The sequence below is a fragment of the Mycolicibacterium sp. XJ1819 genome (genome assembly GCF_053483675.1).
On record NZ_JBEFST010000002.1, the window covers coordinates 231,508 to 249,010 of the forward strand.

General features: G+C 66.3%; 16 protein-coding genes and 1 pseudogene. 8 read left to right on the forward strand and 9 right to left on the reverse strand.

The window, feature by feature from the left end; translation table 11 throughout:
* The first annotated feature begins 58 nt into the window (after positions 1-58).
* Both ABQE89_RS03010 and ABQE89_RS03015 read left to right on the forward strand, forming a co-directional pair.
* Positions 59-1,207 carry a uroporphyrinogen-III synthase gene (locus ABQE89_RS03010; RefSeq protein WP_448413972.1) on the forward strand — a complete coding sequence of 383 codons (1,149 nt, stop codon included), beginning with the start codon at positions 59-61 and terminating at the stop codon, positions 1,205-1,207.
* Positions 1,204-1,887 (forward strand): annotated as a pseudogene (locus ABQE89_RS03015) (sirohydrochlorin chelatase); the annotation flags it as partial. The gene ABQE89_RS03010 and the pseudogene ABQE89_RS03015, both read left to right, overlap by 4 nt.
* Here the strand turns inward: ABQE89_RS03015 and nirD are convergent.
* Both nirD and nirB read right to left on the reverse strand, forming a co-directional pair.
* Positions 1,885-2,232, reverse strand: coding sequence for a nitrite reductase small subunit NirD (gene nirD / locus ABQE89_RS03020; protein ID WP_448413974.1), 348 nt, complete (start codon positions 2,230-2,232; stop codon positions 1,885-1,887). The pseudogene ABQE89_RS03015 and the gene nirD sit on opposite strands and share 3 nt — an antisense overlap.
* A complete protein-coding gene (nirB, locus tag ABQE89_RS03025; protein ID WP_448413975.1) occupies positions 2,229-4,760 on the reverse strand; it encodes a nitrite reductase large subunit NirB in 2,532 nt (843 codons plus the stop codon). Before nirB ends, nirD begins: the two co-directional genes overlap by 4 nt.
* 274 nt (positions 4,761-5,034) lie before the next feature.
* Here nirB and ABQE89_RS03030 point away from each other — a divergent pair, with 274 nt between their 5' ends.
* Positions 5,035-5,472 (forward strand): Hsp20/alpha crystallin family protein, encoded by a 438-nt coding sequence (locus ABQE89_RS03030; RefSeq protein ID WP_448413977.1) that lies wholly within the window; start codon positions 5,035-5,037, stop codon positions 5,470-5,472.
* A 94-nt stretch (positions 5,473-5,566) separates the two neighbouring features.
* Complete coding sequence (locus ABQE89_RS03035) at positions 5,567-5,995, forward strand: hypothetical protein (protein WP_448413979.1); 429 nt, start codon at positions 5,567-5,569, stop codon at positions 5,993-5,995.
* Here the strand turns inward: ABQE89_RS03035 and ABQE89_RS03040 are convergent.
* Positions 5,992-6,750, reverse strand: coding sequence for an isocitrate lyase/PEP mutase family protein (locus ABQE89_RS03040; RefSeq protein ID WP_448413981.1), 759 nt, complete (start codon positions 6,748-6,750; stop codon positions 5,992-5,994). The genes ABQE89_RS03035 and ABQE89_RS03040 overlap by 4 nt on opposite strands.
* A gap of 110 nt (positions 6,751-6,860) precedes the next feature.
* On the opposite strand from ABQE89_RS03040, the gene ABQE89_RS03045 reads away from it, so the two are divergent.
* From ABQE89_RS03045 to ABQE89_RS03060, 4 genes are read left to right on the forward strand one after another with little or no spacing between them, the layout of a single operon-like run.
* The gene (locus ABQE89_RS03045; protein WP_448413983.1) at positions 6,861-7,157 is read left to right on the forward strand and encodes an Rv0250c family protein; all 297 of its coding nucleotides are present in this window, start codon (positions 6,861-6,863) and stop codon (positions 7,155-7,157) included.
* Between the two features lie 48 nt (positions 7,158-7,205).
* Positions 7,206-8,021 (forward strand): succinate dehydrogenase subunit SdhC, encoded by an 816-nt coding sequence (locus tag ABQE89_RS03050; RefSeq protein WP_448413985.1) that lies wholly within the window; start codon positions 7,206-7,208, stop codon positions 8,019-8,021.
* 40 nt (positions 8,022-8,061) lie between these two features.
* On the forward strand, positions 8,062-10,029 hold the full coding sequence (locus tag ABQE89_RS03055; RefSeq protein WP_448413987.1) for a fumarate reductase/succinate dehydrogenase flavoprotein subunit: 1,968 nt from the start codon (positions 8,062-8,064) through the stop codon (positions 10,027-10,029).
* Positions 10,029-10,778 carry a succinate dehydrogenase/fumarate reductase iron-sulfur subunit gene (locus ABQE89_RS03060; RefSeq protein ID WP_448413989.1) on the forward strand — a complete coding sequence of 250 codons (750 nt, stop codon included), beginning with the start codon at positions 10,029-10,031 and terminating at the stop codon, positions 10,776-10,778. Before ABQE89_RS03055 ends, ABQE89_RS03060 begins: the two co-directional genes overlap by 1 nt.
* A gap of 70 nt (positions 10,779-10,848) precedes the next feature.
* Here ABQE89_RS03060 and ABQE89_RS03065 read toward each other — a convergent pair whose 3' ends face one another.
* The 6 genes from ABQE89_RS03065 to ABQE89_RS03090 are packed head-to-tail and all read right to left on the reverse strand — an operon-like array spanning position 10,849 to position 17,494.
* Complete coding sequence (locus tag ABQE89_RS03065; RefSeq protein WP_448413990.1) at positions 10,849-11,289, reverse strand: lipoprotein LpqH; 441 nt, start codon at positions 11,287-11,289, stop codon at positions 10,849-10,851.
* A gap of 24 nt (positions 11,290-11,313) precedes the next feature.
* A complete protein-coding gene (locus tag ABQE89_RS03070; protein ID WP_448413992.1) occupies positions 11,314-12,768 on the reverse strand; it encodes an MCE family protein in 1,455 nt (484 codons plus the stop codon).
* Position 12,769: 1 nt separating this feature from the next.
* Positions 12,770-13,915, reverse strand: coding sequence for an MCE family protein (locus ABQE89_RS03075; RefSeq protein ID WP_448413994.1), 1,146 nt, complete (start codon positions 13,913-13,915; stop codon positions 12,770-12,772).
* On the reverse strand, positions 13,912-15,222 hold the full coding sequence (locus tag ABQE89_RS03080) for an MCE family protein (RefSeq protein ID WP_448413996.1): 1,311 nt from the start codon (positions 15,220-15,222) through the stop codon (positions 13,912-13,914). Before ABQE89_RS03080 ends, ABQE89_RS03075 begins: the two co-directional genes overlap by 4 nt.
* Complete coding sequence (locus ABQE89_RS03085; protein WP_448413998.1) at positions 15,219-16,469, reverse strand: MCE family protein; 1,251 nt, start codon at positions 16,467-16,469, stop codon at positions 15,219-15,221. The genes ABQE89_RS03080 and ABQE89_RS03085 overlap by 4 nt, the downstream gene beginning before the upstream one ends.
* Positions 16,466-17,494: an MCE family protein gene (locus ABQE89_RS03090; protein WP_448414201.1), complete on the reverse strand. Its 1,029-nt coding sequence runs from the start codon at positions 17,492-17,494 to the stop codon at positions 16,466-16,468. The genes ABQE89_RS03085 and ABQE89_RS03090 overlap by 4 nt, the downstream gene beginning before the upstream one ends.
* Between the last annotated feature and the right edge of the window lie 9 nt (positions 17,495-17,503).

Sequence of the window (17,503 nt, forward strand, 5' to 3'; positions counted from 1 at the left end):
CACGTCGAGGCAATGGGTGAGTAATCGTTGCGAAACATGACCTGAATACACAGGTCGCATGAGTGCACCCCACTGGGCGCCGCTCACCGGGTTTCGGGTGGCGGTGACGTCCGCCCGGCGCGCCGACGAACTCAGCGCGCTGCTGCGTCGCCGCGGCGCGACGGTCACCAGCGCGGCCGCGATCGCGATGGTGCCACTGCCCGACGACGACGACCTGCGCGCACACACCGCGGCCCTGCTGGCCGCCCCGCCCGACATCGTCATCGCCACCACCGGCATCGGGTTTCGCGGCTGGATGGCGGCCGCCGACGGCTGGGGGGTGGCGGGCGAGCTGCTCGCCGCTCTGTCCGGAGCGCGCGTCGTGTCGCGCGGACCGAAGGCGACCGGAGCGCTGCGCGCCGCGGGCCTGCCCGAGGAATGGTCGCCGGACTCGGAGTCGCTGCGCGAACTGCTGCACTACCTGGTCGACGGCGGCATCGCAGGCCGGCGCATCGCGGTGCAACTGCACGGGGCGACCGACGAGTGGGACCCCTACCCGGAGTTCCTCGACGAACTGCGCGCCGCGGGCGCCGAGGTGGTGCCGATCCGGGTCTACCGCTGGCGTCCGACCGCCCGCGGCGGCGACTTCGACGCATTGGTGGCGGGTATCGCGGAGGAGAAGTTCGACGCGGTCAGCTTCACCTCGGCACCCGCGGTCGCCGCGACGCTGATGCGCGCCGCCGAGATGGGCATCGAGGCCCGGGTGCTGGCGGCGATGCGCACTCACGTGCATGCGATGTGCGTCGGGCCGGTGACCGCGCGCCCGTTGGCGCGGCTGGGGGTGCCGACATCGGCGCCGGAGCGAATGCGCTTGGGCGCGTTGGCCCGTCACATCACCGACGAATTGCCGCTGCTGTGTTCGCATACATTGCGGGCCGGCGGGCATTCACTGGAGATCCGCGGCACGTGTGTGCTGGTCGACGGTGACGTCAAGGCGGTGTCGCCTGCCGGTATGGCGACGATCCGCGCCCTCGCGGTGCGCCCGGGCGCGGTGGTGTCACGCAACACGCTGCTGGCCGCGCTGCCGGGCAGCGGCACCGACACCCACGCGGTGGAGACGGCGGTGCTTCGGCTGCGGACCGCGTTGGGGGACAAGAACATCGTGTCGACGGTCGTCAAGCGCGGCTATCGGCTGACGGTGGACGACGACATGGCCCACGCGGAATGAACGTGCCGTGCGGGCGGGCGCACGTGCTGGTGGCGCACGGCACCCGAAAGCCCGACGGGGTCGCGCTGATCGCCGAACTCGCACGACGAGTGACCGACCTGTTGGGCTCCGAGGTGGCGGTGGCGTTCGTCGATGTGCTGGGTCCGACACCCGCCGACGTGCTGGCAGGCCTCGCGGCGCCCGCGGTCGTGGTGCCTGCGTTCCTGTCGCGCGGATATCACGTCAACGTCGACATCCCGGCGCAGGTGGCCGCGAGCGGACACCGTCGCGTCGTCGTCACCGACGCGCTGGGGCCCAGCCCGCAGTTGGCCCACGCGCTGGCCGGACGGCTTGCCGAATCCGGCTGGTGCCCAGGCGATTCAGTGGTGCTGGCCGCGGCCGGAACCGCCGACCGTCACGCCCAGTCCGACTTGCGGCGGGCGTGCGCGGTGCTTTCGGCACTGCTCGGACAGCGGGTGGAGTTGGCCTACGCCGCCGGCGGCTCGCCGACCGTGACCGACGCCGTCGCCCGCTTGCGCCGCCGCGGCGCCCGACGGGTGGTGGTGGCCTCCTACCTGTTGGCGCCCGGCGTGTTCCACGCCCGCCTGTGCGAAAGCGGCGCCGACGCCGTCACGGAACCGCTCGGCTCACATCCGGCCACGGCCCGACTGATCACCGGCCGGTTCCGGCGGGTGCAGCTAGGCGGCCACTTCGACGTACCCGTCGACCGTGAGCCGGGCGGCATAGACCGGCAGTGTGACCTCGGGCGCGTCCAGGCAGACGCCGTCGATAAGGGCGAACGCCTGCTTCTTGATCGGTGACTGCACGCTCGCACGCCCACCGCGGTCGCCGACGATGCCGCGTGACATCACCGCCGCACCCGAGAACGGGTCGATGTTTCCGACCGCGTGCAGGGACCCGTCGTCGAGCCTGAACAGGGCGGCCTGCGCGCCGCAGGGCAGCAACACCCCGACGCCCCGGTTGGGGATCAGGTGGTCGAAGCGACATGCGGTGGTCCATGTCTGAATCTCGTTGAGCAGGGTCATCGTCGGGGTACCTCCGGCATCATCAGCGGGACCTTGCGGCCCGAGCGATCGGTGAATTCGACAGTGGGGTCGGTGACCCCGGGGGCGTTGACGAACGACACGAAGCGCGCCAGCTTGTCGGGATCGTCCAGCACGCCCTTCCACTCGCAGGCGTAGCCCTCGACATGGCGCTGCACGGCTTCCTCGAACTCCGTGGCCAATCCGAGTGAATCGTCACAGACCACCTCTCGCAGGTGGTCCAGGCCGCCGTCGAGGCTTTCCAGCCACGGCGCCGTGCGCTGTAACCGGTCCGCGGTGCGGATGTAGAACATCAGGAACCGGTCGATGTAACGCACCAGGGTCTCGTCGTCGAGATCACCCGCGAGCAGCTGAGCGTGTGTGGGCGTCATGCCGCCGTTCCCGCAGACATACAGGTTCCAGCCGGATTCGGTCGCGATGACGCCGACGTCCTTACTGCGCGCCTCGGCGCATTCCCGGGCGCAGCCCGAGACGCCCATCTTGATCTTGTGCGGCGCCCGCAGCCCGCGGTAGCGCATCTCCAGATCGATGGCCATCTGCACCGAGTCCTGTTGTCCGTAGCGGCACCAGTCGCTGCCCACACAGCTCTTCACGGTGCGCAAAGCCTTACCGTAGGCATGGCCGGATTCCATTCCGCCGTCGACGAGCCGCCGCCAGATCCGCGGCAGGTCCTCCACCCGGGCGCCGAACAGGTCGATGCGCTGACCGCCGGTGATTTTCGTGTACAGGTCGAAGTCACGCGCGATCTCGCCGATCAGTATCAGCTGTTCGGGGGTGATGTCGCCGCCGGGTACCCGTGGCACCACCGAATAGCTGCCGTTGCGCTGGATATTGGCGAGGAAGTGGTCGTTGGAATCCTGCAAGGAGGCCTGCTCACCCTCCAGGATGTGGTCGGAACTGGTCGAGGCCAAAATCGAAGCAACCACGGGTTTGCAGATGTCACAACCTTTTCCGCGGCCGAACCGTTCGATCAGTCCGGAGAAGGTGCGGACGGCGTCGACAGGTCCGGCGGTGACGATCTCGAACAGCTCGGTCCGCGACTGGTCGAAGTGCTCGCACAGCGCCGTGGACTGCTCGACACCCTCGGCCTCGAGCAGTTGTTTGAGCAGCGGCACGCACGACCCGCACGATGTGCCCGCGGACGTGCAGGCCTTCAGCGCCGCCACGTCACGGCAGCCTCCTGCGATCGCGTCGGCGAGATCACCCTTGGTGACGTTGTTACACGAGCAGATCTGCGCCGCCGAACCCAGCGCGCCGATCCCCAGAGCCGTTGTCCCGTCGGCGGTCCCGGCCGGGGCGATCAGAGCCAGCGGATCACCCGGCAGTGGTTCGCCGACCATCGGGCGCAGGATGCCGTACGCCGAGGCGTCGCCCACCAGGATGCCGCCCAGCAGCGTCGCGGCGTCGTCGGAGAGCACGAGCTTGGCATAGGTTCGGTTGACGGGGTCGTTGACCACCACCTCCAGACACCCCGGCGTGGCGCCCATCGCGTCGCCGAAGCTGGCGACGTCGACACCGAGCAGTTTGAGCTTGGTCGACATGTCGGTCGTCGGGAATTCGGCGGCCCCACCCAGCAGCCGGTCGGCGACCACCTCGGCCGCGGTGTAGCCCGGGCCGACCAGGCCGTAGCAGCGGCCCTCGACGGCGGCCACCTCTCCGATGGCGTAAATGCTCGGATCGGCGGTGACACAGGACAATTCGGTCAGCACCCCGCCGCGCTCGGCGATCGGCAGCTGCGCCCTTCTGGCGAGGTCGTCACGCGGACGCACACCCGCCGCGAAGACGACCACGCCCGCCTCGATCACGGTGCCGTCGGTCAGCGTGACCGTCACCGACTCACCTGCCGCCGGCTCGATCGCGTCGGTGCCGGTGCCGACGTGCACCTCGATTCCCAGCTCGGTGATCATCCGCTCCAGCAGCGCGCCGCCGGCCTCGTCGAGTTGCTGGGCCATCAGCCGCGGCGCCATCTCCACCACGTGGGTCTGCAGCCCGAACGCGCGCAACGCGTTGGCGGCTTCCAGCCCCAACAGCCCGCCACCGACCACGACACCCGCGCCGGGCCCGGTGTCGAGGGCGCGGCGGGCATCGGCGCGGATCGCGTCGAGGTCGTCGAGGGTGCGGTAGACGTGGCAGGACGGCAGGTGGTGGCCGGGCACCGGCGGCACCACCGCGTAGGAGCCGGTGGCCAGCACCAGAGCGTCGTAGCCGATGCGGTCGCCGCAGGCGGTCAGCACGGCCTTGCCGGCTCGGTCGATGCCGGTGACCCGGCGGCCCAACCGCAGCTCGACGAGGTCGTCGCCCGGATAACGGTTACCGGGCAGCGCGAGCAGTCCACGATCCCAGTGCTCGGTGTAGCCGGTCAGGCCGACCCGGTCGTAGGCCGGATCGGCCTCCTCGCCGAGCACGGTCACCCGCCACCGGCCGTCGGTGTCGCGTGAGCGCAGCGCCTCGACGAACCGGTGACCGACCATGCCGTGCCCGACGACTACGACGTTTCGCGTTGAACGCATGTCGCAGAACGCTAGGCAGCCGATATTGCGGCCGTGTCGCGTCGTGTGAAGCGCCCGTCACGGTGTGCTCACCCAGGCCCGCGCGCGAATGTGAGTGGACGAAAGCAGACGAGGCCTGCGTTGAAAGTGCGGGAGGTCAACGGGATTCAGCCGGAACCCACCGAAATTGACGGTATGCGGGAATAACCGCGGGTCAGCCCACGTCCTAAAGGGGTGGAGACCGGCGGAGAGCCGGTCGGACACATGCAGACAGACAGGAAAAGGAGGGATGACGATGAGCGCTTTGGCATTACGTACACGTCCCGCCTGGGACCTCGAGCGCTGGGTTCGCGACTTCTTCGGCCCGGCCACCGCTGACGACTGGTTCACCAGCAGCGCGTTCACCCCCGCCGCGGAAATGACCCGCGACGGTGACGACGCGGTGATCCGGCTCGAGTTGGCCGGCGTGGACGTCGACAAGGACGTCAACGTCGAGATCGATCAGGGTCGACTGGTGATCCACGGTGAGCGGCGTGACGAGCACTCCGAGGACAAGGACGGCCGCATGCTGCGGGAGGTCCGCTACGGATCGTTCCGCCGGTCGTTCAAGCTTCCGGCGCACATCACCAGCGACGACATCTCGGCCACCTACGACAAGGGTGTGCTGAGCGTGCGCGTGGCAGGCGCCTACAAGAGCGCCGACACCCAGCGCATCGCGATCGAAAGCAAGTAAACCCGAGTATCCGAGTCCGGTGAGGTGACGAGCCCCACCGGACTCTTCGCCTTTGAGGGGCCCGTCCGGCCGGCCCGGTACTGTGCGACACACCATGTACGCACTTGGCACCGACACCGTCATCACCATCTTCGCCGCCGGCCTGATTTTCCTTCTCGCTCTGTGCCTGGGCGTCTGGAAGTACCGGGAGATGGCGACCAGCGAGACCCATCTCGCCCATCCCTATGTCGACATCGCACACCGCGCCGCGCTGCTCTACGCGTTCGCCACGATGCTGGTCGCGGTCTTCGTCGAGCTCAGCGCGTGGCCGATGTGGGTGGATCTGACCGCAGCGATGGTGCTGGTGTTCTTCTTCGTAGCCGCGATCGCGTCGTACATCTTCCACGGCGCTCGGCGCGACACCACCAACCAGTTCGAGCATCCCGACGCCGGCCTGCACCTGGCGATGGCGGCGTTGATCGTCGGCGAGATCGGCGGCTTCGCCGTGCTGCTGGCCGGCTTCGTCGCCGGCTGGATCGTCTAGCGCCAGCGGCCCAGCATCTCGGCGGCCCGCGCCGACAGCGCGCCCTGAAAGAACGGGCCGAAGCTGATCCGGCCGACCCCCAGCGGGCCGAACGACGCCGGATCGTCCTGATCGGGCAGCGCGATGGCATTGACCGGAAGGGGAAGCTCCGAGGTCAAGCGGCGCAGCAGCTCCGGTTGGTGCCGCCCAACCGGGTAGAGACAGTCGGCACCTGCCTGCGCGGCCTGTTTCAGCCGGGCGATCGCCCGCTCGGCGCGGTCGGCTTCGTCGCCGATCTGGCGCAGGAACAGGTCCGTGCGCGCGTTGACGACGACATGCACACCGGCGGCGTCGGCCGCTGCGCGCAGCGCGCCGACGAACTCCGCGTGTTCTGTGTCCGAGCGCAGTCGACCGCCCTCGCTGTGCACGGTGTCCTCGATGTTCAGCCCCACCCCGCCTGCCCCCAGCAACCCCTCGATGAGCCGCTCCGGCGGCAGGCCGTAGCCGGCTTCGAGGTCGACCGACACCGGCAGGTCCACGGCCGCGGTGATCTGGGCGACCCTGGCGCAGACGTCGTCGAACGCCATCCCCTCGTTGTCCTTCTTGCCGAGGGAGTCGGCCACGGGGTGGCTGCCCACGGTGAGCGCGGCGAAACCGGCGTCGGCCGCGAGCTTCGCTGACCAGGCGTCCCACACGGTCGGCAGCACCACCGGATTTCCGGGTTGGTGGAGGTCCAGCAGCGTCCGCGCCTGCCCGTTGAGATCCTGATCTGACATTTGCCGCAACCTCCGTTTTCCAAGTGATCGGTCTCACTCTGTACTACATGATGTGGCCTACAACCGGTGTCGTACTGTGATCACGACACCCTTCAGCCCAAGGAGGTCACATGTCCGGCGCTCCCGAACTTGCTGAACTGCATGAATTGATCGGAAGCCTGCGGCGGTGCGTGACATCGCTGGCGTCGAGATACGGGGACACCCCCGCCACCCGACGCCTCGTCAACGACGCCGAACGCATCCTCAACGACATCGACCGGCTGGACATCGACGCTGAAGAGTTCGAACTTTCCCGCGGTGTGGTTCATCCCCAGCACTCCGGCGAACGCATTCCGATTCCCGACACTCAGTACGACACCGACTTCTGGCGTGGTGTCGACGACGAGGGTCTCGGCGGTACGCGATAAGCGCATGCCGCATCAGCACCTGGATAACCCGAACACCGAAAGGCAACAGTGAGCGCACCGACCGCCGACCGCAAGGCGACCGGCGTCTTCTCGCCGGGTCGTGCCCAAATTCCCGCGCGCACCCTCCGCACCGACCGTTGGTGGATGCCGACGTTCTGGACGAACCTCGGGTTCGCCGCGTTCGTCATCTACGCGACCGTACGAGCCTTCTGGGGCAGCGCGTACTGGGTTGAGGAGTACGGCTACCTGACGCCGTTCTACTCACCGTGCATCAGCACCGGCTGCATCCCCGAGGCCAGCCACTTCGGCCAGTTCCTGCCCGATGTGTGGTGGCTGCCCTACGCCGCGCTGTCGTTGCCGTTCCTGCTCGGCTTCCGGCTGACGTGCTACTACTACCGCAAGGCCTACTACCGCTCGGTGTGGCAGTCGCCGCCGGCATGTGCTGTCGCCGAACCGCATTCGAGCTACACCGGTGAGACGCGGTTGCCGCTGATCGTGCAGAACTCGCACCGCTACTTCTTCTACGCCGCTCTGGTGATCTCGATCATCAACAGCTACGACGTGATCCTGTCCTTCATGTCGCCGGCCGGCGGTTTCGGGGTGGGCAACCTCATCCTGGTGGTCAACATCGTCTTGCTGTGGACCTACACGCTGTCGTGCCACTCGTGCCGCCACATCACCGGCGGCCGGCTCAAGCACTTCTCGAAGCACCCGGTGCGCTACTGGATGTGGACTCAGATCAGCAAGCTCAACACCCGGCACATGGAGTTCGCATGGATCACGCTGGGCACGCTGATGCTCACCGATTTCTACATCATGCTGGTCGCCAGCGAAACGATCACTGATTTCCGTTTCTTTGGGTGATAACCGGATTCGTCAATTAGCACAGATTCAATGAGGATCAATGACTGAAGTTGGAAACCGCCGCGCAAGCGGCACATCGGATGTCGAACGGCACTCCTACGACGTTGTGGTGATCGGTGCCGGCGGCGCCGGTCTGCGGGCGGTCATCGAGGCCCGCGAACGCGGCCTGAAGGTGGCCGTGATCACCAAGTCGTTGTTCGGCAAGGCGCACACCGTGATGGCCGAGGGTGGTTGCGCGGCGGCCATGGGTAACGCCAACCCCAAGGATAACTGGCAGGTGCACTTCAAGGACACCATGCGCGGGGGCAAGTTCCTCAACAACTGGCGGATGGCCGAACTGCACGCCAAGGAGGCGCCGGACCGGGTCTGGGAGCTGGAGAGCTACGGCGCGCTGTTCGACCGCACCAAGGACGGCAAGATCAGCCAGCGCAACTTCGGCGGGCACACCTACCCGCGGCTGGCCCACGTCGGTGACCGCACCGGCCTGGAGATCATCCGCACCCTGCAGCAGAAGATCGTCTCGCTGCAGCAGGAGGACAAGGCCGAGTTCGGTGACTACGAGGCCCGCATCCGGGTGTTCCACGAATGCACGATCACCGACCTGATCAAAGACGGTGACCGGATCTCGGGCGCCTTCGGGTATTGGCGCGAGAGCGGCAAATTCGTCTTGTTCGAGACCCCCGCGGTGGTGCTGGCCACCGGAGGCATCGGCAAGTCCTACAAGGTGACGTCGAACTCCTGGGAGTACACCGGCGACGGGCATGCGCTGGCCCTGCGGGCGGGCGCGACGCTGATCAACATGGAGTTCGTCCAGTTCCACCCCACCGGCATGGTGTGGCCGCCCAGCGTGAAGGGCATCCTGGTCACCGAGGGTGTGCGCGGCGACGGCGGGGTGCTCAAGAACTCCGACGACAAGCGGTTCATGTTCGACTACATCCCGGCGGTGTTCAAGGGCCAGTACGCCGAGAGCATCGAAGAGGCCGACCAGTGGCTCAAGGACAACGACTCCGCCCGCCGCACCCCGGATCTACTGCCTCGCGACGAGGTGGCCCGGGCCATCAACTCCGAGGTCAAGGCCGGTCGCGGTTCGCCACACGGCGGTGTGTTCCTCGACATCGCGTCGCGGCTGTCCCCTGAGGAGATCAAGCGGCGGCTGCCGTCGATGTACCACCAGTTCATGGAGCTGGCCGAGGTCGACATCACCAAGGAGCCGATGGAGGTCGGCCCGACGTGCCACTACGTCATGGGTGGGATCGAGGTCGATCCGGACACCGCGGCCGCCAAGACCCCGGGCCTGTTCGCCGCCGGCGAGTGCGCGGGCGGTATGCACGGCTCCAACCGCCTGGGTGGTAACTCGCTGTCGGACCTGTTGGTCTTCGGCAGGCGGGCCGGGCTGGGCGCGGCTGACTACGTGCGCGCTCTGAAGGACCGGCCCACGGTCTCCGACGACGCGGTGACCGCCGCCGCCGATCTGGCGCTCAAGCCGTTCGACGGGCCAGGCGACGGTCAGCCCACCGAGAACCCGTACACGCTGCAGCTGGATCTGCAGGACACGATGAACTCGCTGGTCGGCATCATCCGCCACGCCCAGGAGGTCACCGAGGCGATCGGCAAGCTGACCGAACTGCGCGAGCGGTACAAGCGCGTGCGGGTCGAGGGAGACCGGCACTACAACCCCGGCTGGCACCTGGCCGTCGACCTTCGCAACATGCTGCTGGTCAGCGAATGCGTGGCCAAGGCGGCGCTGGAACGCACCGAGAGCCGGGGCGGACACACCCGAGACGACTATCCGTCGATGGAGGCGAACTGGCGCAAGACGCTGCTGGTCTGCCGTGCCAGCCAGAACGGGCAGGCCGACGGAAGCGCCCCGGTGGTCCCCGACATCACCATCACCCGCGAGGATCAGGTTCCGATGCGTGAGGACCTCATGGAACTGATCGACATCGACGAGTTGGAGAAGTACTTCACTCCCGACGAACTCGCCAACCACTCGGCAAGGAGAAGCTGATGAGCTACCAGGCAAAGCTGCGGGTGTGGCGCGGCGACGACAACGGCGGGCAGTTGGAGGACTTCTCCGTCGAAGCCAACGACGGCGAGGTGGTGCTCGACGTCATCCACCGACTGCAGCAGACCCAGGCGGGCGATCTCGCCGTGCGGTGGAACTGCAAGGCCGGCAAGTGCGGATCGTGCTCGGCGGAGATCAACGGTCGGCCGCGACTGCTGTGCATGACGCGGATGTCGACATTCGACCCCTCCGAAACCATCACGGTGACGCCGCTGCGGACCTTCCCGGTGATGCGCGACCTGGTCACCGACGTGTCCTTCAATTACGAGAAGGCCAGGGAGATCCCGTCGTTCACCCCGCCGAAGGATCTGCAGCCCGGCGAGTACCGGATGATGCAGCAGGACGTCACACGGTCACAGGAGTTCCGCAAGTGCATCGAGTGCTTCCTGTGCCAGAACGTCTGTCACGTGATGCGTGATCACGAGGAGAACAAGAAGGCGTTCGCCGGGCCGCGCTACTTCATCCGCACCGCGGAACTGGAGATGCACCCGCTGGACACCGCCGACCGGCGCGATCTGGCCCAGGACGAAGCGGGCCTGGGGCTGTGCAACATCACCAAGTGCTGCACCGAGGTATGTCCCGAGCACATCAAGATCACCGACAACGCGATCATCCCGATGAAGGAACGCGTGGCCGGCCGCCGCTACGACCCCGTGGTGTGGCTGGGCAACAAGCTGTTCCGGCGGGGCTAAGCCTCTGGTGCCGTGGCCGGCACACATCTGGTGTCGGCCGCGGCACAGTGCTTTGCCTAGCGCGTGGCGGCTAGCAGGCGACCTCTACCGCGAACGTCTCGGTTGTCGGCCGAGCGGCTTGTTGCTCTCTGAAACCTTCGGCGACGCCGGAGATTTGATACGTCGATCCGGCGAGCGTGGCCTTGGCCTTCCCGCCCAGTCCGTCGTTGTAGCTGCCGGAAAAGCCGTCCGCATCATGGAATCTGACCCACTTGACGGCCAGGTCGTCGGTATTGGAGACCATGGCCACCGCGATCGGTGGTTCTTCGCCGATCGTGATCATCATCAGGTGCTCGTTCGGTAAACACTGCACCGCTTCGCTTTTGACCGTCTCACGGCCGTCGAGGGTGAGCTGGGCCGTACCGGGGGACAGCTGTCCCGGTCCCGGCTCGGCCGCGCCCACCCCCGACGAACAGCCGCTGACACCCGCCACGACGAGCACGGCTGCGACCAGCATGCGTTGGCTTCTCATCACACCTCCTGGGCGACGGCGCGCCTAGTTCTGCGCCGGCGGCATCAGCATCTGCTGCCACGACTTGTGCTCGCCGGCATGCTTGTTCAGATCCTGTTGGGTGTACATATGTCCGTCGGGACCCATGTATGTGCCGGTGTCGGGGTCGTACTCGACGACCGCGACGGGCGGCGGCGCAACCTCGGGCGCACTGGGCCCCTCGCCCGGCGCGAACTGCGGGATGTCCTGGCCGGACAGGGTCGCGTTCGGATCGCCCTTCCAGTTGAAGCCGTCGTTGAGGGGCACATACTCTTCGTCGCTCTCGCACATCTTCACCGTCGGTGCGCGCTTGCCGGGCCGCGTCACACACGGCAGGTTCCGGGCACCGCGGACGGCGGCGATCTGTGAATCCTGCGGAATGCGGCAGTAGAAGCTGCCTTCCGGGATATCCGGTGCGTCCTGGAAGCTGGGCGCGCGCTGCTGCTGCACCGGCAGGAATCCGGTCGTGCACGGCGGCGGCGCGTTCAGGTTCAGGTTGAAGCTCAGATAGGCGCCGGCATAGTCCTGCTTCGTGTCCGCGTTGGCCACCAGGATCCCTTGGACATTGGCGACCGCCTGGGGCACCGCCACCAACAGCGTTTCGATGTTGTCCCGATATGTGAGGGCCACTTCACCGACACTGACCAGGTTGGTCAGCAGTACGGGCAGGGTCGGCTTCACCCGGTCGAGCAGCATCCGCACCTCGTCGGTGGACTGGCTGCCCTTTTTCAGCAGCCCTGCGACGTCAGAATCGTTGTCCTTCAGCTGCGTCGTGACGGTGGCCAGGTTGGACGCCCAGGCCTGGATCGAATCGGACGACTGAATCTGACTGTCCAGCACGGGCTTCGACTTGTCGATCAATGCCACGATGGAGTCCAGGTTATCCCGTGCGTCTCTGGACAACGTGATCGTGTTCTTCAGCAGCCGCGAAAGGTCAGGCCCCAGGCCGCCGATCGCGACGTAGGACTCGTCGACCACGGTCTTCAGATCGTCGCGGGGTATCGCTTCCAGACCACGGTTCGCCGAGGCCAACAGCGAGTTGATATTCGGCGGAATGCTGGTGCGCGAGATCGGAATCACGTCGCCGTTCTTCAACGGCGACGCCTCCCGTGTCCGCGGTAGCAACGCCACATACTGTTCGCCCACGGCCGAGACGCTGTGCACTTCGGCATCGAGATCAGCGGGGATGTCGATTCCCGACTTCAGCCTCAACACGGCCTCGGCGCCGGTTTCGGTCAGCCGGACGTCGACGACGCGTCCCACCTTGACACCTCGGTAGGTGACATTGCCTTCCGGGTACAAGCCGCCGGCCTGCGGCAGTTGCACGGTCACCGTGTAGTGGCCCACACCGAAGAACGCCGCCGGTATCCGCATGTAGTTGAAGAACATCACCGTGACCGCAACGGTGGCGATCACCGCGAAGACCGCCAGCTGGATCTTGACTCCTCGTTTCAAACGCATGTTAGGGCCCTTGGTCGAAATGGTAGGGAGCGACCAGTGGGTTGGCCGCGGTGTACGGACTTGGCATCTGTCCGATCGTGCGGCCCCACTGCATCTCGAGTTCGGTCAGGTCACCCTCCCAACGGGTTCCGGTGAACAGCCCCGCGTCGATACGACTCAACGTCAAATCGACCACCGCGGTGAGGTTCGCGTAATCGCCCCGGATCCAGTTCTTGAGGGTGGGATTCGGAAACGGCAGTGTCGAAAGCAGATCCAGCGACCTGGTCATCGCCGGCCCGGCGTCGGCCAAGGACTTCAGCACAGGCCCCAGATCGTGCAGCTCCTTGACCAGACTCTCCTTGGTCTGGTCGACCGTATCGGCGACCAGCGCACTGAACTTGCCGCCCTCGGTAGCCGCGTCGACCAGCACCTCACGCTCGTCCTTGAGCACCGTGAGCGCCTGCGGGACGGTCTCCAGCGCACGGTCGATCACCGGTTTCTGCGCGGCGAACTGGCCCACCAGATCATCGAGGCTCTCCGTCGCGGCGATGATGTCGTCTTTCTGGTCGTCGAGGTTGCCGATGAATGTATCGGCCTGGTCGATCAGGCTTCTCAGCTCATCCTCGCGGCCGGTGAACGCGGTGCTCAATGTCGTGACGATGTCCTGCAGATGGCTGACACCACCCCCGTTGAGCACCATCGCCACCGCGGCCAGGGTCTCCTCGGTCGACGGGCTCGCCCCCGCCGACGACAACGGGATCAGCGAGCCTTCCTTCAGCTTCCCTTCGGGAGCAGCATCTTTGGGTGGCGCGAGCTCGACGTGCACCGAACCCAGCAAGCTGGTCTGGCCGACCGTGGCGGTGGCGTTGGCGGGCAGATCGACACCACCGTCGAGGGTCATCGTGACCAGCGCATGCCATCCCTGCACCTCGGTTTTCTCCACGTTGCCGACGGTCACGTCGTTGACGCGGACTCGCGAGTTCCGTTCGAGGTTCTGCACATCGGGGAGTTGGGCCTGGATGGTGAACGAGCCCGGGCCGCCGCCCTTCGTGCCCGGCAGCTTCACCGAGTTCAGACCCTGGAAGTCGCTGCAGGCCGGCACACCCGCGATCGCGATGGCGATCAGCACATGCAGACCGAGGCGATACCGGTGCGACCGTCTGCTCATTGTCCGGCCCCCTGTGGAACCATCATTGTCCGCAGCCCGTCGGCCGGTTCCGTCGACGCCGAATCGCCATGCATCGCGACCGCGCCGTGCTCGGCCGGAAGACTCGGTGGACTCGGTGGACTGGGTGGACTGGGCGGGATGTAATCGGGGCGCAGCCAGTCCTCGCTGTAGGTGATCTCGTTGGGCCGCGCCGTCGCACCCACGAAGGGGTTCATCCCCAGCGGCGGGAAGTTGATCTGCCGGTTCTTCATGATCGGCGCCAGGTACTGCACACACAGCTTGGCCGACTGCTCGGCACCCAACCGTGACGCCGCCTGTATCGCACCGCACAGGAACTGGATGGGGTTGGCGAAGTTGTTGGCCGCCAAGATGCCGGTCAACGTGCCCTGGGCGGGTTGATAGATGTTGTTGAAGTTCTGTGCGGTGGTCGGGAAGACATGTAGCGCTTGCTCGATCTCGTCGAGAATCTCCACCACCGCGGTCGAGACGGACGTCAGTTTGTCGGTGGTGATGCCCAGGGCTTCCCGATTGTCGGCGACAAACCTGGTGGCGTCGCCTGCGACGTCACTGAGGTCCCTGATGGCGTTGCCGACCTCGTTGGGGTCGTTGGCGACAAGGCGTGTGGCAGCCGCCAGATTCTGGTTCAGCGCGGTCAACAACGAGTCGCTGTCCTCCAGCGCCGACACCAGCGTTGCCAGGTTGTTCAGCGACGAGAACAGGTCGTCGCTGTGATCACCGAGGGTGGACATCGCCCGCGACAGCCTCGTCACGCTCTCGCGGATGTCCGGCCCCTGCCCGCGCAGGTTGTCGGCGGCGGTGCTGACGAAACCGCCCAGCGTGCTGACGCCGCCGGGTTCTGTCGGTTGCAGCGTCTCGGTCAGCTTCTCCAGCTGCATCCGCAGGTCGTCCCACTCCATCGGCACCACCGTGCGCTCCTGGGGGATCGTCGCGTGGTCTCCCAGCACCGGGCCGCCGCTGTAGGGCGGTGTCAGTTGTATCGCCCGAGCGGTGATCAGGGTGGGCGACAGGATCACGGCCTTCACGTCGGCAGGCACTTGGTACTTGTTGTCGTACCAGAAGGAGACTTTGACCCGGTCGGGCTCGGGTTCGATCTTGTCGATCTTGCCGACCGGCACGCCGCGGATGACCACATGGTCACCGACGTAGATCCCGTTGCTGTTGTCGAAATACCCGACGACTTGGGTGCGGCCCAGACCTCCGACAGATCGTGTGACCACGACGATTCCGCCGACCAGCGCCACGGCCAGTGCCACGGCCACTGCGACCGTCGCCTTAGGGAATCTCACTGCCCATTCTCCTCAGCTGGTTGAGTGTGGTCGACCGGCAAGCCCGGCGGCCCCGGTGGCGGACCGCCCGGCGGTGGTGGCGGCAGCGGCTCCCGGTAGGGGTAGCGCGGGTCGCCGGGTTTTCCGGTGATGGCGTCGGGCAGCGTCAGATGCGGCTCTCCGCCCTGACCGGTGCGCGGATAAGGCACCGGCAGTGGTGGTGTTGCCGGTTGACCGACCTGGGGGTCGTGGCGTTCGGTGGGCGCCAACACATTCGGGTCCAATCCGAGATCGGAGAAAGCCGCGTCGACGAAGGGCTGGACGAATTGACCGGGCAGCAGGTTGACCACATACGCCTTGAAGAACGGCCCGGACGCCAACGCCTCACCCAGACCCAGTGCATAGGGGTTGAGTTTCTTGATGGCCTGCTGCACGTTCTCCTTGCGATTGTCGACGATCGTCAATGCGCCGTTGAGTTTGTCCAGCATCGGCTTCATCGTCTCGTTGTTGTCCGCGATGAAACCTTTGAGCTCACGGGCCATCGCCGACAGGTTGGTGGAGATGTGATCCAGGGCGGCGCTCTGGGTCCGCAACTCCACCAGCAACGCGTTGGTGTCGCCGACGAGCTTCACCACGGCATCGCTGCGCTCGGCCAGCACCGTGGTCGCTTTGTTGGCGTTCTTCAGCAGATTTCGCAGATACTCGTCGCGCTTGTCCAGGGTTTCCGACACCCGCGCCACACCCTTGACGGCTTCCTTCAACGCGGGGGCGGTATCGGAGAATGTCTCCGAGAGAACGGCCAGCGAGTCCGACAGTTGGTCGGTGTCCAACCCGCTGATCGTCCTGGAGAGATCGCCTAGCGCGTCGGGCAGTTCGTAGGGCGATGTCGTGCGCTCCAGCGGAATCGGCTCGGTCAGCTCACCGTCGCCACGCGACGTGAGTTCGAGGTGGCGGGTGCCCAGCAGGCCCTCCAGCCTGATCGATGCCTCGGTGCGATCCCCCAGGTCCACTCCGTCGACCCGGAACTTCACCAGCACGCCCGGACCGTCCAGCTCCACACTTGAGACCTTGCCGACGTCGTAGCCCGAAACAGCAACGGCGCTACCGGATTTCAGCCCGCCGGCCTCGGTGAAATACGCCGCGTAGTCCCTACCCGTGTTGAAGAACGGCAACTTGCCGTAGTTCAACGCAAGCAGCGCGCCTGCGACCGTCAAGCTGACGCCGACGGCGGCGACGGTATACGGATTGCGTTCGGTGAACCTTGTCATTTCGGCTCACACCTTCCCGATGGCTGGTTGACCAGCCTGACGTAGACGGGCTGGCCGCCCTTGCCGTTCACCTTCAGGACGACCTCACACATGTAGAAGCTGAAGAAGTCGCCGTAGAGGGCCAGCCGGTCGAGTAACTGGTAAGCGTCGGGCAATGTTTCGAGCAGACGGTCGACGTACTCGTGGTCGGCCACCACCGCTCCCGCGACCCGATCCGCCTCAGCGATCACCGATTTCGCCGGTGGGCGGGCTTCCTGCAGCAGGTCGGTGATCGATCCCACCGCGGCGTTGGCGTATGCGACGCCGTTGCTGATGTCCTTTTTCCGCGCTTCGAGACCCGCGACGAGCTCGGACAGCGAGTCCACGGCGGTGCCGAATTTGTCGCTCTGGTCGCCGAGCGAGCCGAGGACGGTGTTCAGGTTTCCGATGACCTGACCGATCAGCTGATCACGATCGGCAAGCGTGTTCGTCAATGACGCGGTCTCGGCGAGTATCGAACTCATCGTCACGCCCTGGCCCTGGAAGGCCGCGATGAGCTGGCCGGTCAGTGCGTTCACCTGGTCGGGATCCAGCGCTCGGAAAAGAGGCCGGAACCCGCCGACTAGTGCCTCGAGGTCGAGCGCCGGCTCTGTTCGAGCCAGCGGGATGGTCGCCCCCGGCTCCAGCCGTTCGACCCCACCGGGCCCCTGTTCGAGCGCCAGGAACCTACCGCCGATGAGATCGTCGAAACGCACGGCGACCCTGGTGCCGTCGGTCAGCATGACGGAGTCGTTCGCCCCGAATTCGACGAGCACCGTGGAGTCCCGCCGGACGGTGATCTTCTTGACCTTGCCCACCTCGACGCCGGCGACGCGGACGAAGTTGCCGGGCCGCAACCCGGTCACGTTCGAGAACACCGCCGCGTATGTCTGCTGCGGCTGGAAACGCAATTCCGCCATGATCGCGATCAGGGTGACTGTCAGCGTGATACACACCGTCGCGTACACAGCCAGTCGCAGGATCTTTGAAAGCAGCCCTTTTTGCATGTTCATCCG

Excerpts from the sequence above, each read along its gene's own strand:
- ABQE89_RS03010 (WP_448413972.1), top strand. The coding sequence starts at position 59 with ATGAGTGCACCCCACTGGGCGCCGCTCACCGGGTTTCGGGTGGCGGTG.
- nirD (WP_448413974.1), bottom strand. The coding sequence starts at position 2,232 with ATGACCCTGCTCAACGAGATTCAGACATGGACCACCGCATGTCGCTTC.
- nirB (WP_448413975.1), bottom strand. The coding sequence starts at position 4,760 with ATGCGTTCAACGCGAAACGTCGTAGTCGTCGGGCACGGCATGGTCGGT.
- ABQE89_RS03030 (WP_448413977.1), top strand. The coding sequence starts at position 5,035 with ATGAGCGCTTTGGCATTACGTACACGTCCCGCCTGGGACCTCGAGCGC.
- ABQE89_RS03035 (WP_448413979.1), top strand. The coding sequence starts at position 5,567 with ATGTACGCACTTGGCACCGACACCGTCATCACCATCTTCGCCGCCGGC.
- ABQE89_RS03040 (WP_448413981.1), bottom strand. The coding sequence starts at position 6,750 with ATGTCAGATCAGGATCTCAACGGGCAGGCGCGGACGCTGCTGGACCTC.
- ABQE89_RS03045 (WP_448413983.1), top strand. The coding sequence starts at position 6,861 with ATGTCCGGCGCTCCCGAACTTGCTGAACTGCATGAATTGATCGGAAGC.
- ABQE89_RS03055 (WP_448413987.1), top strand. The coding sequence starts at position 8,062 with ATGACTGAAGTTGGAAACCGCCGCGCAAGCGGCACATCGGATGTCGAA.
- ABQE89_RS03060 (WP_448413989.1), top strand. The coding sequence starts at position 10,029 with ATGAGCTACCAGGCAAAGCTGCGGGTGTGGCGCGGCGACGACAACGGC.
- ABQE89_RS03065 (WP_448413990.1), bottom strand. The coding sequence starts at position 11,289 with ATGAGAAGCCAACGCATGCTGGTCGCAGCCGTGCTCGTCGTGGCGGGT.
- ABQE89_RS03070 (WP_448413992.1), bottom strand. The coding sequence starts at position 12,768 with ATGCGTTTGAAACGAGGAGTCAAGATCCAGCTGGCGGTCTTCGCGGTG.
- ABQE89_RS03075 (WP_448413994.1), bottom strand. The coding sequence starts at position 13,915 with ATGAGCAGACGGTCGCACCGGTATCGCCTCGGTCTGCATGTGCTGATC.
- ABQE89_RS03085 (WP_448413998.1), bottom strand. The coding sequence starts at position 16,469 with ATGACAAGGTTCACCGAACGCAATCCGTATACCGTCGCCGCCGTCGGC.
- ABQE89_RS03090 (WP_448414201.1), bottom strand. The coding sequence starts at position 17,494 with ATGCAAAAAGGGCTGCTTTCAAAGATCCTGCGACTGGCTGTGTACGCG.